Here is a 12,321-nt window from a genome sequence, read left to right on the forward strand (position 1 = left end):
GCAGCGCACACGTATTGCATCGACCTGTGCAATCTGGACCACGCGTCAGCCAGGGCCAAAGAATGAGGAAATGTGGGACGACGCGGTGACGGAGCCCGAGCCACCAGCAGCACCGATGCAGGAAGGCGACTCAGACCAACGCCTCAGGCCACCCCCATGCCTTTTCGTCTCCGGCCTTCGCGGTCCGTTCCGACCGCCGCCGCCTGAGGAGTGTGCGGAGGAGGAGCTGTGAACGGGCGCTCCTGAGACGGGCTGCAGCGCCGCTGCGCAAGCCCTCCAGGTGTGCGTGATGAAAATCAGAACTTCGGAACAGGACGGCTGCGGCCTTCCTTTTGCTCCCGACGAAACGCAGCCTCACGCTCTTTCGCCGCTGGCGTGTCGAGCGTCAGGGTGATGCCGGTCACGCAGTGGGCAGTGGCTTTATCGGTGCTGCGCTCCCAGGCCCGCCCTGGCGAAATCAACCCTCCGAACACACCGCCGGAGGTCCGGACCCACTGGCCCTCGCCGCGTTCGGCGTCAAGGATGGCGGCGATCTCGGACTCTGTGAGTTTCAGGCTGCCATCGACGGGTTTGATCCGCTGATAGCTCTGGCGGACGACCTGTCCGCCCATGAACGCCACACGGATCTTGAAGCCCTGATACTCGTAAACAGCCAGCCGGTCCGCGCCTTCCATCAAACTGGAGAGCGTCATGACCGGGGTGCTCAGTGCCGAGCCGTAGCGTTCGACGCATTGGCGTTCGGTGTCGCCAAGGCGGGCGGAGACATTCAGGGCCATCAAGCCCATCAAGGCGGCAGCCAATGAGGAGGTTTTCATCGGCGGAACGATAGGGACGCCCGTCACCAGCGGCAACGGAAACGATGGAGCATGGGCATTGCACTTCCCGAATGGTCCTTGACGTGCTGACCGGCGCTGCCAAAGGATCTGCCATGCTTGGATGGTACATCGTCGTTTATCCTGAAGGCAGCAGCGGCAAGGTGGACGACCCGAGGACCGTGGCGCACTGGCCGTCGCCCATGGACGGCAGGGACTGGCTGGATGAGATGGTGAAGATGGGACGGGCGGAGCTGCTGGGGGAGAACGGGGGCTATCCCGTGGCCTACCGGGCGCTCTGGGGAGCTCTGATGCCCGCCCTTTTCGCCTGTCCGGAGGTGTATCGCGGGCCGGTGGTGGTGGACGAGAACCATGGGATCCTGCCGGGCTGGTACACGACCAAGAACTTCAACCGCGCGGCCTTTGTCCGCTGCAAGCTGCGTGACCGGATGCTGATCCAGTGCTGGGACCGGAGTTGACCGGCTCAAAGCGTGGCGAATCATCGCCCGGCCGCGATGGGAGGCCGCAGCGGAGACGCGGGGCGGGGGGAATTGCGATGGCGGGCCGGACGGGGCAGTGCTAGCAGAGCCGGATGAAAGCCGCCCCCTCCCTCATCCGCGTGCAAGGCAAGGGCCTTGTCTCCTCGAACCCGGACACGGTGATCCTGACGCTGGACATCGAAAGCGAGCACAAGCAATACGCCAAGGCGATGGAGGACGCGGCCACGCGGCTGGAACTGCTGCGGCAGGCGCTGGCGGACGTGGGCCTGGAGGCGGAGATGCTCAAAACGAACGCCTTTGGCGTCAGCGTGGCGCAGGACTACCGCGAGGGGCGCCACATCTTCCGGGGTTACACCGCGAGGCACGGCCTGAGCCTGGAACTGCCGTATGACCGCGCGAAGGTGGGCCGTGTGTTTGAAGCGGTGACGGGATCCAAAGCGAAGGCGGGGCTGAGCCTGACGTTCACCGTGGCGGACCGGGAGGCGGTGAAACGGCGTGTGCTGGAGGCGGCGGTGCGCAATGCCCGTGAACGCGCGGAGGTGATCGCCCAGGCGGCGGGCCGGAAGCTCGGCCGGATCCACGCCATCGAACACGGAGACACCGTGATCAACGTGAGATCGCAGAACCTGTTCTGCGGCACGCCGGTGGAGTCACGCACGGCGTTGATGACCTTCGCCCCGGCGGAGATCGTGAGCGAAGACACCGTGTTGATCACGTGGGACCTGGAAGATTGACCCGACGGTGCCGCACCCAGGCATTCACTGATCCAGCGCCGGCAGGGCGAAGTCGGTGCTGTTGGCGTGCTGCTTTGCCATGATCGCTTTCATCTGGGCGACGCGGTCGGGATTCGCGGCGGCGAGGTCGGTGGTCTCGGCGGGGTCGGTGGCGAGGTTGAAGAGTTCCTCGGTGGGGGCGGTGGCTTTGGCCTTCGCTTTGGCTCCCCGGGCGCTCAAGCCGCGGCGGACGAGCTTCCAATCCCCCATGCGGAGCACCTGCTGGCCGCCGTAACCGTGGAACTCGCGGTAGAGGAACTCACGCGGCGGCTGCTCCTGCCCGAGCAGCGTGGGGGCGAAGCTGATGCCGTCGGTCCTGGCCGGGGTCTGGTCCCTGGCGCCGGCGAGGTCCAGCAGGGTGGGCATCCAGTCCTCGAAGCCGGTGATGCGGTCGCTGGTGGTGCCGGCTTTGATCTTCCCCTTCCAGCGCACGACGCAAGGGGAGCGGATGCCGCCGTCATAGACGGTGCCTTTGCCATCGCGGCGGCCTTCGTTGGAGTTGAAGAAGGCGCAGTCGGTGCCGGCCAGACCCTGATGGGTGCCGTTGAGCGGGCCGTTGTCGCTGACGAAGACGAAGATCGTGTCGTCATCGAGGCCGAGCTCGGCAATGAGGGCCATCATGCGGCCGATCTCGCGGTCCATGCGGGTGATCATGGCGGCGTAGGCGGCCTTCGGCTTGAAGTGCGGGAGGTAGCCTTTGCCGCCGGGGTAGGGCGGGTCGTCGAACTGGCCGAGGTATTCCTGCAGCGAGTCATCCGGCACCTGGAGGGCGACATGCGGCACGGTGGTGGGCCAGTAGAGGAAGAAGGGCCGGTCCTTGTTGTCGCGGGCGAATTTCAAGGCCTGCTCGGCGATGAGGTCGGCGGAGTATTCGGTGCCCTGGAAGCGCTGGTAGCTCTCCGGCTTCGTGGGGTCCTCATCGGGCTTGAGTTTGTCGTTGGAGAGGAAGGGCGGATTTTTGAGGTCGATGGTCTTGTCGTTGTCCCACAGGTAGGTGGGGTAGAAGTTGTGGGCGACGCCCTGGCAGTTGTAGCCGAACCAGCGGTCAAAGCCCTGCTTCAGGGGTGCGCCGGTGGAGGTCGGTCCGCCGAGGCCCCACTTGCCAAAGCCGCCCGTGGTGTAACCGGCGGACTTCAGCAGTTCCGGGATGATAACCGTGCTGTCGGGGATGGGAAACTGGCCTTCATGCTCCGGCTTGCCCATCTTGGGCAGGCCTTTGGCGTCGTCGGCCTGGCGATTGTCACGAATGAAGGCGTGGCCGGGATGCAGGCCGCTCATGAGCACGCAACGCGACGGGGCGCAGACGGCGTTGCCGCAGTAGTGCTGGGTGAATTTCATGCCTTCCGCCGCGATGCGGTCGATGTTCGGCGTGCGGATGATCTTCTGGCCGTAGCAGCCCAGATCGCCGGGCCCGAGGTCATCGGCCAGGATGAAGACGATGTTCGGCTGGCGGGCGTGGGCCGCGACAGCGCACGCGAGGACGAGAAGGCTGGTCAGGAGCTTCATGGCCGCTTGGAAACGGCCCCGGGGGCGGTTTCTTGTCGCGCTTTGCCTTTCGGCAGGGAATCGAGCTTCCACTGCATCCACAGCGTGAGCAGCAGCATCACGGCGATGAGCAGTGCGATGACGTAGAAGGCCGGACGGGAGAGAAACTTCATGAGGTGGGCCGAAAGAGAGGAAAGAGGGCGAAAAAGGCCGCAGTTGCAGCGATTGAATCACTTCTTGTGGTCATGAAAAAGTTTTTGTTCCTCCTTTCGCTGCTGGCAGCCGTTCCTCCGGCCGCCGCGCTCACCGAAGCAGAAATTCAGAAGTTCATCGATGACGCGATCAAGGCTGGCGGCGGCGAGGTGGCGATCCCGCCGGGCGTGCATGTGATCGAACGCGGTTTGATCGTCAAAGACGCCAAAAAGCTGCGCCTCATCGGCCTGGATGCGGAGGAGTCGGTGCTGAAGCTGCCGCCGGTCGCCTACGCGATCTCCAGCGCCGCCGTGAATGCGGGGGCGGACGCGATCCGCGTGAAAACGCAGCAGGCGATCAAGCCGGGCATGCGTTTGAAGATCGAGGCGGATGGCGAGATCGACTCGTTCACGAAGAAACCGAAGCCCTACCACTTGGCGAAGGTGAAAGCGGTGGAGCAAGACGTCCTTCAACTGGAGTCAGCGCTGAAGTTTCCCGTCCCGGAGGGCACGATGATCCGCCACGAGGACGCGCCGAACCTGATCGAAGTCCGTGGCACCTGCGAGGACGTGCGGATCGAAAAGCTGACGCTCGATGGCGGCCGGGTGGAGGGGGATCCGCTGATCCGCGGCCACACGCAGCTCTGCGGCATCCTGGCCCAGGGCGCTTACTCGTATGAGAAAGGGCCGACCGCGCCGCCGGTCAAGAAGCTGGGCATCTCCCGCTGCTTCATCCAGAACTGCCACGGCCGCGGCATCGCCCTGTATTCCGTCGAAGAGGCGGAGATCGACGGCTGCACGATCCGGGACACCTCGGACGAGGCGATCGATTTCGACCACTTCGCGGTCAAATGCATCGCCACGCACAATCACATCGCCCGCAGCCTCATCGGCGTCGAATTGAACGACGCCACGTCCTGCCTCGTGGCCGGAAACGACTTCCTGGAATGCGGCACCGGCATCAATCTGTGGCGCTGGTGCAAGCAAGCCGGCCTGAACGAGGGCAATATCATCGCGCAAAACGTCTTTGAGCGGACCAAGGGCAACGCGGTGCAGATCGCCCCGAACACGAAGGCGAACCTGGTGGTGCAGAACGAGATCACCGGCAGCGGCAAGAACGGCATCATCCTGTCTGGTGAGGCGCAGGTGGTGAAGGCCAACCGCATCAGCGGCAGCGGCCTGAAGGCCATCGCCGTGCAGGAGGGCAAGCACGAGATTGATGAGGGTGTGAAGTGATGCGGACACTCTCGTCCGTCCTTCCGGGCCTCAGAGGGTTGCCGCAAAATTCAGGGCAACTGCGGAGAGGGCAGGCAGTCCGGACTTACTGGCAGGAGAATGGGGGCAGTAGAATGACGGAATTGAATTCTCCCGCCTGCGTCAGCGTGAATTCGACGGCAGAACGTAACCCCGACATGGTTGACCGGCCCGTCCTCCCAACTGAATTGAATTCTACTGCCCCCATTCTCCTGCCTGCCTCCGGCGGTTTGGACAAACGCAGGAGGGACACTCTTGTCCGCAAACAACCCTCTCATTGCGGGCAGGAGTGCCCGCATCACTCACGCATAAAGCGCCCGCACCAGCCCCTGCACGCGTTCACCGGGCAGGGCGCCGACTTCCATCTGGTTCATGACGTAGGCGAAGGCGATGCCGTTTTCCGGGTCGGCAAAGGCGAGGCTGCCGCCGGCTCCGGGGTGACCGAAGGCGAGTTTGCTAGGGCCGTAGAGCTGGCGCAGCTTTCCGCCGTCTGATTCCGGGTCGTCATTGACGGGGTCCTGCATCATGCCGGTGGAGAAGGCGATGGGCGTGAGCAGCACCGCGTCGTTCTCCTGGGTGAGCGTCTGCTCGAACCGGCGCACCACGACCTCCGGGATCATCTGAGTGCCGTTCCAGCGTCCCCCTTGGGCCAGGAGCGCGTAGAACTGGCCGAGACCGCGTGCACTGCCGACGCCGCCCATGCTGGCGTAGCCACGCGCCCAGGTTTCGTTTTGATTGAAGTCGCTCACCGCATTCAATCCGAAGGGGGAGGTGAAGGTGCGCTGGGTGAGGGTGCCGGCGGTGTTGAAGGCCTTGATGAAGGGCTGGTCGCTGTTGGCGATGCTGATCTTGCCCGGGTAGATCGGCGACACGCGGTCCCACTGGGCGCTGGGCAGGCCGATCCAGAAATCGAGCGCCATGGGGCTGCCGAAGACCTCGCGGAAGTATTCACCGAGGGAATCGGCCTCGCCGAGGCGGCGGACGATTTCATCGAGCAGGAAACCGAAGGTGCGGGCGTGGTAGCCCTGCCGCGTGCCGGGCTCCCACAGCGGGTGCTGGCGCTCCAGGGCCTCGATCACCGCCTCGTGATTGTAAATCGGCGTGCGCTGGTCCAGCGCGCACAATCCGGCTGTGTGGGTGAGCAGGTGCAGGAAATTCACGTGCGCTTTGCCACCGCCGACGAACTCCGGCCAGACCTCCGCCACGGGACAATCGAGCGGGACGCCGGCCTCTTCGAGGGCGAGCAGGCAGCAGACGGCCGCCGGGCCCTTGGTGGCCGACCAGACCGGCACGAGCGTGTTCTCATCCCAGGTCCGGGTGCGGGCACGATCGCAATGGCCGTGGGCGAGGCTCAAGACCTCCCGTCCGTGGTGCCAGATCGAAACGGAAGCGCCCATCTCCCACCGCGTGCGGAAGTTTTCCTCAAACCAGGCACGCACGGCCTGCAGGTTGGCGGGACTGGCAGGCGAACTCATGCGTGAAGGGCCTCCAGTTGGGCGCGGAGGCAGTCGAGATCGCGGTCTTTCTTCGCGTGCAGGCGGAGTTCGCCGTCCATCTCGAACGCACGCTCCAGATAGGCCAGTGATTTGTCGATCTGCCCCAGACGCGCGTGGTAGCAGCCCATGTTGTAATAGTAAACCGGCTTCGTGCGCAGGGTGACCGGCCCGCGGGACAGAACGTCCACCGCCTCCATGGTGCGGCCGAGCTCGTGCAGGCAGAAGGCGGCGTGGATGTAGCCGCCGGGCTCCGCAGGCTCCTGGGCGCACAGCTTGGTGGCCAGGGCCAGGGCCTCCGCCCAACGATGGCCGCCCATGAGACAGAGCAGGGTGATTTCGATGACATCGACGCGGTCATGCAGCTCCCGCGGCAGCGGCGACAGCTCGGCACAGGCCTCCTCATAGAGGCCGAGCTCCACGTAGCCCTGGGCGGCGATGATCCTGCGTTCGGCTTCGGTCATTTGATGCGTTCGTGGAATGAGAACGCAAAGCACGCGCCGGAACAAGGTTTTTCCTGCTTGGATGACGGGAACAGGCGGGAACCTCAGGCCGGACGGGCCGTGCGCAGCTTTTTGGCCGCCTCCATGCGGGTGCCGACCTCCCAGAAGCCCCAGGTGCCCACATAGCTGACGAGAGAGCAGACCGCGCCCAGGATGATGCCACCGACGAGCATCACGGGCGCATGCTCCTTCAGCACCAGCCAGGCATCCACCATGGACTCCGGCAGATGGTTTGGGAACGGCGTGGTCGGCACCGTGGTGTAGAGCGCCAGGAACCATTTGCCGATGGCATATTCCAGCCAGGCGATGAACGGGATGGTGAAGGGATTGCTCAGCCAGCACATCGCGATGGCGATGGGGATGTTCACCCGGAAGATGGCGGCCAGGATGGTGGCCGTGGGCATCTGGATGGGCAGCAATTGCAGCGTGATGAACATGCCGACGGCCATGCCGCCGGAAAGCGTGTGCTGGGTGGGTTTCCACACCCGCTTGTCGAGGAAGTGCCGTGCGAACCAGCGCATGGTCGGCCGGTCGCGCAGTTTTCGCGGGTGCTTCAGAAAGCGGATGGTCTTGAAGACCGTCCGGCGGAACCAGCCTCGGGCTAGAGTTAACATGTCACTGCCCTCCCCCGGAATAAACCCACACGAGCAACGCCCCGCCCATGATGACGCGATACCACGCGAAACCATTGAAGGTGTGCCCTTGGACGAAACGGATCAGCCATTTCACCACAATGAAGGCCGAGATCGCTGAGACCACCGTGCCGAGCACGACCATGGCCCAGTCCTCGTTCCCGGCCTCACCGTCCTTGATGGCGGAGAGAATCTTGAAACCGCCGGCCGCCATCAGGGTGGGAATGCCGAGAAGGAAGGAGAACTCCGTGGCCGCCGGACGGGCCACGCCAAAAGCCAGCGCCATCAGGATGCTGGCGCCGGAACGCGAGGTGCCGGGAAACACCGCTGCCAGCAACTGGGCCAGCGCCACCGCCACGACAACGGTCCAGGTGATTTCGGTGGCCCCTTTTTTGCCTTTGTGCAGGTATTCCAGCACGAAGATGACGAAGCCGCCGATGAAGGTCGCCCACGCCACCGGCGGCACGGTTTCCGGCAGCTCAATGTCGAGCTTCTTGATCACCAAACCGCCGGCGGCGGTGATGCCGAAGGACACGCACAGCTTGGCCAGGTAGTCCCGCGTCTCCGGATCGCCCAAGGTCGTCGCGAGATGCTTCACCCGCTGGGTGAAAACCGCCAGCACGGCCAGCACGGCGCCACTCTGGATCACCACATTGAACAAATCGCTCTTTTGCGGCAGCCAGTGGAGGTTCTGCGGGATGAGCAGGTGCCCGGTGGAGGAGATGGGCAGGAATTCGGTGACACCTTCAATGATGCCAAGCAGGATGATCGCGAGCCAGTCAGGCATGGTTGAGTACGGAAAGGGTGGGGGACGGGAACAGCGACTGTCGGGGCGTGCGAAGAGCTTTGCAAGCCCGGCCGTCTTCACTTGCTGCATTGAATCTGAAAATTCTACCCATCACCGCCAGATGCTTGTGCCTGAGATGTTTTCAAGCTGGCCTTCGCTGTCGAATGCGGCTAGTTTTTCCGCCCCTCCGGCATGCCAGCCAATGCCCACAACCCCACAGCCTTGCTTGTCCGTCCCCTGGGGCGGCTCGTGGTGTTATGCCTGTGGGCGGCCGTGGTTTTGACCGCCATCCAGCCTGCGTCCGCCCAGTCGGGCTCGACGATTCGCGTGCGGCTGGCGGACGGCTTCGACTTCCCCGTCGGCAAACCGGACGCTGAAGGCTACTACAAGGCCCGTGGTTATTGGCCCAATGGCCACCTTGGCGAGGACTGGAACGGCCGCGGGGGTGGCGACAGCGACCTCGGAGCCCCCATCTACTCCATGGGGCGTGGCGTGGTCATTTTGTCCCAGAACATCGGCGTCGGCTGGGGAAATTGCGTCCTGATCCGCCACATCTTCCGGGAAGCCGATGGCCGCATCGCGATGGTGGACTCCCTCTACGGCCACCTGCATGAGCGGAAGGTCAAACTGCACGAACTGGTCGAAAAAGGGCAGCTCGTCGGCACCATGGGCGGGAACAACGGCATGTACGCGGTGCATCTGCACTTCGAGGTGCGCAAGAATCTGCACATCGGCATGAACCGCTCCCAGTTCGCCCGGGATTCGTCGAATTATTACAGCCCGACCGCCTTCATCAATGCGCGCCGGGTGCTTTCCACCAGCATGCAGAAATACGACGTGCCGGTGAACAACTTCGCCCCCTACGGCCGCGCCCTGGCCGACATGAACAGCGACGGTGCCCGCACGATTGGAGTCGATGTCCCCGCCTTCAGACCCAGCTCCACCACCGCGTTGAAGGACGAAAAGAAAGACGGGGACGACTTCTGGTCCCGCCTGAAGGCGAAAATGCGCAGTGGCGAGACCACCACCGGCACTGAGGAGCGCCGCTAACGCAAGGACGGACTCACAATTGACCTTGATTCATCGACTCCCGTGGTGGCATCTTTGCTGCTGTCACAGGAAAGCTCATTCCCGGCCATGCATTCCCTGCCCCGCTCCTCTCCAGCCCGCTTCCGGCACGGCGGCAGCCTCGTGCCCGTGCTCATCGTCGTCGCCGCCCTGCTCCTCAGCACCGCCATCTTCTTCCTCTTCACCAAGAAGAAAATGATGGCCGGACAGGAGGCCGAAAACGCCAGCGTGGCCGCCGCCAAGGCTCAAAACGACGCCGCTCAGGCAAAATCCGCCGCAGACGCCGCCAAATCCACTGCCGCACCGAAAGCCGCCACCGTCGGAACCGCGAAACCGCAGCCTCCGGCCGTGCCGCCCGCTCCGACTCCGGCGTTCGGCTTCGCCCGGCCGATGGATCTGGGGAAACAGCTCGTCCGCAGCCTCGCCTCCGGAGATTTCGCCACCGCCGGCAAACTCGCCGCCACCACCGACGCGGCGCAGGCCGGCAGCGCGGCCATGCTTTTCCAGAAGCTCAGCGAGATGGGCTTCAAGCCCGGCACGGAGGACCAGGTCGAGCTGCTCGGCCTCGTCGAGAACCGCACCCGCATCGCCATTCCCTTCACCAAACCGGGCACCAGCGAGACCCTGCGCATCCAGCTCGACCTGGAACGCGATGAACGCATGGGCTGGAAGATCGCCAAAGCCACGCTGCCGAAGGAAATGAGCGCGGCCATCGTCGCCATGCCCCAGGCTCCCGCGGCGGCCGGAACGACGCCACCTTCCCCAGGCACGCTGGCTCCGATGAAGCAGATTTTCGCCGTCGAGGACGGCACCGACGCGCTCGCCTTCGCCAGCGACTTCGTCAGCCACCTGCTCCGGCATGACTTCGCCGCCGCCAAAAAGTATGTCGATGAGGCCAAGGTGCCCGTGGAGCGTCTGGTGGGCCTCTGCATCGTCTTTGAGGAAGGCGGCTACGCGCTGAACCCCAGCAAGCCTCTCATCATCACCATCGCCAACCCGGAAGTCTCCTGGGTCATCGCCCAGGTGCAGTCGGAGACGCTCCAGCAGAACACCGAGTTCGGCGTCGAGCTCAAACGCGCCGACATCGCCCAGCCGTGGAAGGTCGCCGGCCTCAATCTGTCCGACATCCTCGGTGCCTTCGCCAAGAACGCCTCGAAGCTCGGCGTGCCCTACACGCCCATCGTGAAGAACCCCAAGGGCGGCGAATCCCTGGCGCTCTACTTTGAATACGACCGCGCCGAGCTGCATCCGCGCGCGCAGAAGCAGATCGAGGTCATCTCCGCGCTGATGAAGGCCGATCCGTCGAAGAAACTCCGCATCGCCGGCCACACCGACGAAAAAGGGGAGGACAGCTACAACATCAACCTCTCCCGCACCCGTGCGGAGGCCGTGAAGCAGCAGCTCATCGCCCTGGGCGTTCCCGCCGCGCAGGTGGAGACGACCGCCCTCGGCAAAGCCCAGCCGCTGAGCCCGAACAAGAAGGCGGACGGCTCCGACAACCCCGAAGGCCGCAGCCACAACCGCCGCGCGGAGATTTATCTCGATTTCTGAGCCTGTCGCCTTGCCGCCAGCCAGACCGAGGTGGCCACCAGAGCCAGCAACACCAGCCCGATTCCCCAGCCTGTCGCGTCTGACACGCTCTCTGCGCTGCTGTCACGAGTGGTCACATCGTCCGGCCGCGTCGCTGTTTCCGGCAAGGCCGGGTAGTTCGGCGGCAGAGCCACGCCCGAGGCGAGCAGGCCCTGCCGGTAGGGAGCGGCGTCGGCACTCGTCAGCCACCACTGCCGCAGCTTGTCGTCGCTGCCGTATTTCATCCCCCCGTCAGCATAAAGGTCCCCTGCCCCAAGCGGTGATCGCTTCCCCAGAGCGGTCTGCAGCCACATCGCGGCATACATGTCATTCGCCGGTGGCGTCACATAGTACTTCTTGCTGTCCTTGTCTGGATTGCGCTTGTCGAACAGGAACCTCCCCAACTGCTGGATGCTCTCCTCACTGCCGAGACTGCCCAACGCCTTGAAGCGAACCACGCGTTGCGAAACCGTGTCTTCTTTCTGCGCCAGCTCCTCGATGTCATCGCCGAATACCTTCGCATGACCGGGCATGCGTCGCAGGTAGTCACCGGCCTTGGTGCGGATCTCGTCATTAAGGTCCATCATCTCCGGCTCCGTGTAGCGCGTTTTCAACGAAGCGTTTTCAACAATGTCCCGTCCACGCCCGCACTGCCCGTTGTTCGCCTCGATGAAATAGGTCCAGAGCATCCGCAGATCATGTCGGTCAAAAGCCCCATCCACTGGGGTCAGATCGCGTTCATTGAACAAGCCTTTGGCTCGCCACAACTCCTTGCTACGCCATTCCGGCCCTGTGTCGGTGTAGGGCTGGGCCAGAAGACACCACGGAAACAACAGGCATGAAAAGCCAAGGAGGTGACGCATGAAGGCAGGATCAGGGTTGCTGGTTTGAAAAGCCGTCGAAAAGATGAATCCGGTCCCACTCATACTTGGTCAAGCGTTGGGGTGCGCTGGCGCATCTCGGACCGCGCAAGCTAACGCAGTCTGCCAACGTGCAAACCCGCCGGCTTGCCTTCTGCGCGACTTGAGGCCAGAAAACGCGTGACATAGCGCACGCAAGTCGCGCCTTGGACTCGTTGTCGTGGCCTGGTCGCCTGCTGAAAGATGCACGGGGCGCACATCTGGGGTTGGCGACGACAGCGCTGGATGTGGGAGGCCCGTGCGTTGGGGTGTCGGGAGATAAGAACATCGTATGGGCGCTTAGCCTGCCGGTGCTCAAGAAGCTTGCTGCGGGTTGACCTTGAACAGCGTGATC

At 63.9% G+C, this 12,321-nt stretch carries 13 protein-coding genes; 5 read left to right on the top strand and 8 right to left on the bottom strand.

Annotated features, from left to right (window positions below; genetic code table 11):
- Positions 1-296 precede the first annotated feature (296 nt).
- On the bottom strand, positions 297-815 hold the full coding sequence (locus tag IAE77_RS29830) for a hypothetical protein (protein ID WP_294235146.1): 519 nt from the start codon (positions 813-815) through the stop codon (positions 297-299).
- 113 nt (positions 816-928) lie between these two features.
- On the opposite strand from IAE77_RS29830, the gene IAE77_RS29835 reads away from it, so the two are divergent.
- Together IAE77_RS29835 and IAE77_RS29840 are read left to right on the top strand one after the other, a co-directional pair.
- On the top strand, positions 929-1,291 hold the full coding sequence (locus tag IAE77_RS29835; RefSeq protein WP_294235148.1) for a hypothetical protein: 363 nt from the start codon (positions 929-931) through the stop codon (positions 1,289-1,291).
- Positions 1,292-1,404: 113 nt separating this feature from the next.
- Positions 1,405-2,046, top strand: a complete 642-nt coding sequence (locus tag IAE77_RS29840; RefSeq protein WP_294235150.1) for an SIMPL domain-containing protein — start codon at positions 1,405-1,407, stop codon at positions 2,044-2,046.
- A gap of 24 nt (positions 2,047-2,070) precedes the next feature.
- On the opposite strand, the gene IAE77_RS29845 is transcribed toward IAE77_RS29840, so the two are convergent.
- Together IAE77_RS29845 and IAE77_RS29850 are read right to left on the bottom strand one after the other, a co-directional pair.
- On the bottom strand, positions 2,071-3,591 hold the full coding sequence (locus tag IAE77_RS29845) for an arylsulfatase (protein WP_294235152.1): 1,521 nt from the start codon (positions 3,589-3,591) through the stop codon (positions 2,071-2,073).
- Complete coding sequence (locus tag IAE77_RS29850) at positions 3,588-3,743, bottom strand: hypothetical protein (protein WP_294235155.1); 156 nt, start codon at positions 3,741-3,743, stop codon at positions 3,588-3,590. Before IAE77_RS29850 ends, IAE77_RS29845 begins: the two co-directional genes overlap by 4 nt.
- Positions 3,744-3,815: 72 nt before the next feature.
- Here IAE77_RS29850 and IAE77_RS29855 point away from each other — a divergent pair, with 72 nt between their 5' ends.
- Positions 3,816-4,997, top strand: a complete 1,182-nt coding sequence (locus IAE77_RS29855) for a right-handed parallel beta-helix repeat-containing protein (RefSeq protein ID WP_294235157.1) — start codon at positions 3,816-3,818, stop codon at positions 4,995-4,997.
- A 320-nt stretch (positions 4,998-5,317) separates the two neighbouring features.
- On the opposite strand, the gene IAE77_RS29860 is transcribed toward IAE77_RS29855, so the two are convergent.
- The 4 genes from IAE77_RS29860 to IAE77_RS29875 form a co-directional block, all read right to left on the bottom strand.
- Complete coding sequence (locus tag IAE77_RS29860) at positions 5,318-6,490, bottom strand: serine hydrolase domain-containing protein (RefSeq protein WP_294235159.1); 1,173 nt, start codon at positions 6,488-6,490, stop codon at positions 5,318-5,320.
- The gene (locus IAE77_RS29865; RefSeq protein ID WP_294235162.1) at positions 6,487-6,972 is read right to left on the bottom strand and encodes a tetratricopeptide repeat protein; all 486 of its coding nucleotides are present in this window, start codon (positions 6,970-6,972) and stop codon (positions 6,487-6,489) included. Before IAE77_RS29865 ends, IAE77_RS29860 begins: the two co-directional genes overlap by 4 nt.
- Positions 6,973-7,055: 83 nt before the next feature.
- Positions 7,056-7,625, bottom strand: coding sequence for a DUF2062 domain-containing protein (locus IAE77_RS29870; protein ID WP_294235164.1), 570 nt, complete (start codon positions 7,623-7,625; stop codon positions 7,056-7,058).
- 1 nt (position 7,626) lies between these two features.
- Complete coding sequence (locus IAE77_RS29875; protein ID WP_294235166.1) at positions 7,627-8,430, bottom strand: undecaprenyl-diphosphate phosphatase; 804 nt, start codon at positions 8,428-8,430, stop codon at positions 7,627-7,629.
- A gap of 192 nt (positions 8,431-8,622) precedes the next feature.
- Here IAE77_RS29875 and IAE77_RS29880 point away from each other — a divergent pair, with 192 nt between their 5' ends.
- Positions 8,623-9,480 carry a M23 family metallopeptidase gene (locus tag IAE77_RS29880; RefSeq protein ID WP_294235168.1) on the top strand — a complete coding sequence of 286 codons (858 nt, stop codon included), beginning with the start codon at positions 8,623-8,625 and terminating at the stop codon, positions 9,478-9,480.
- 87 nt (positions 9,481-9,567) lie between these two features.
- A complete protein-coding gene (locus tag IAE77_RS29885) occupies positions 9,568-11,049 on the top strand; it encodes an OmpA family protein (protein WP_294235170.1) in 1,482 nt (493 codons plus the stop codon).
- Here the strand turns inward: IAE77_RS29885 and IAE77_RS29890 are convergent.
- A complete protein-coding gene (locus IAE77_RS29890; RefSeq protein WP_294235172.1) occupies positions 11,034-11,930 on the bottom strand; it encodes a hypothetical protein in 897 nt (298 codons plus the stop codon). The genes IAE77_RS29885 and IAE77_RS29890 overlap by 16 nt on opposite strands.
- Between the last annotated feature and the right edge of the window lie 391 nt (positions 11,931-12,321).

The organism is Prosthecobacter sp., assembly GCF_014879935.1.
Classification (GTDB): Bacteria; Verrucomicrobiota; Verrucomicrobiia; order Verrucomicrobiales; family Verrucomicrobiaceae; genus Prosthecobacter.

Bases quoted from the DNA above. Each gene is read 5' to 3' on its own strand.
- IAE77_RS29830 (WP_294235146.1), bottom strand. From the start codon at position 815: ATGAAAACCTCCTCATTGGCTGCCGCCTTGATGGGCTTGATGGCCCTG.
- IAE77_RS29835 (WP_294235148.1), top strand. From the start codon at position 929: ATGCTTGGATGGTACATCGTCGTTTATCCTGAAGGCAGCAGCGGCAAG.
- IAE77_RS29840 (WP_294235150.1), top strand. From the start codon at position 1,405: ATGAAAGCCGCCCCCTCCCTCATCCGCGTGCAAGGCAAGGGCCTTGTC.
- IAE77_RS29845 (WP_294235152.1), bottom strand. From the start codon at position 3,591: ATGAAGCTCCTGACCAGCCTTCTCGTCCTCGCGTGCGCTGTCGCGGCC.
- IAE77_RS29850 (WP_294235155.1), bottom strand. From the start codon at position 3,743: ATGAAGTTTCTCTCCCGTCCGGCCTTCTACGTCATCGCACTGCTCATC.
- IAE77_RS29855 (WP_294235157.1), top strand. From the start codon at position 3,816: ATGAAAAAGTTTTTGTTCCTCCTTTCGCTGCTGGCAGCCGTTCCTCCG.
- IAE77_RS29860 (WP_294235159.1), bottom strand. From the start codon at position 6,490: ATGAGTTCGCCTGCCAGTCCCGCCAACCTGCAGGCCGTGCGTGCCTGG.
- IAE77_RS29865 (WP_294235162.1), bottom strand. From the start codon at position 6,972: ATGACCGAAGCCGAACGCAGGATCATCGCCGCCCAGGGCTACGTGGAG.
- IAE77_RS29870 (WP_294235164.1), bottom strand. From the start codon at position 7,625: ATGTTAACTCTAGCCCGAGGCTGGTTCCGCCGGACGGTCTTCAAGACC.
- IAE77_RS29875 (WP_294235166.1), bottom strand. From the start codon at position 8,430: ATGCCTGACTGGCTCGCGATCATCCTGCTTGGCATCATTGAAGGTGTC.
- IAE77_RS29880 (WP_294235168.1), top strand. From the start codon at position 8,623: ATGCCAGCCAATGCCCACAACCCCACAGCCTTGCTTGTCCGTCCCCTG.
- IAE77_RS29885 (WP_294235170.1), top strand. From the start codon at position 9,568: ATGCATTCCCTGCCCCGCTCCTCTCCAGCCCGCTTCCGGCACGGCGGC.
- IAE77_RS29890 (WP_294235172.1), bottom strand. From the start codon at position 11,930: ATGCGTCACCTCCTTGGCTTTTCATGCCTGTTGTTTCCGTGGTGTCTT.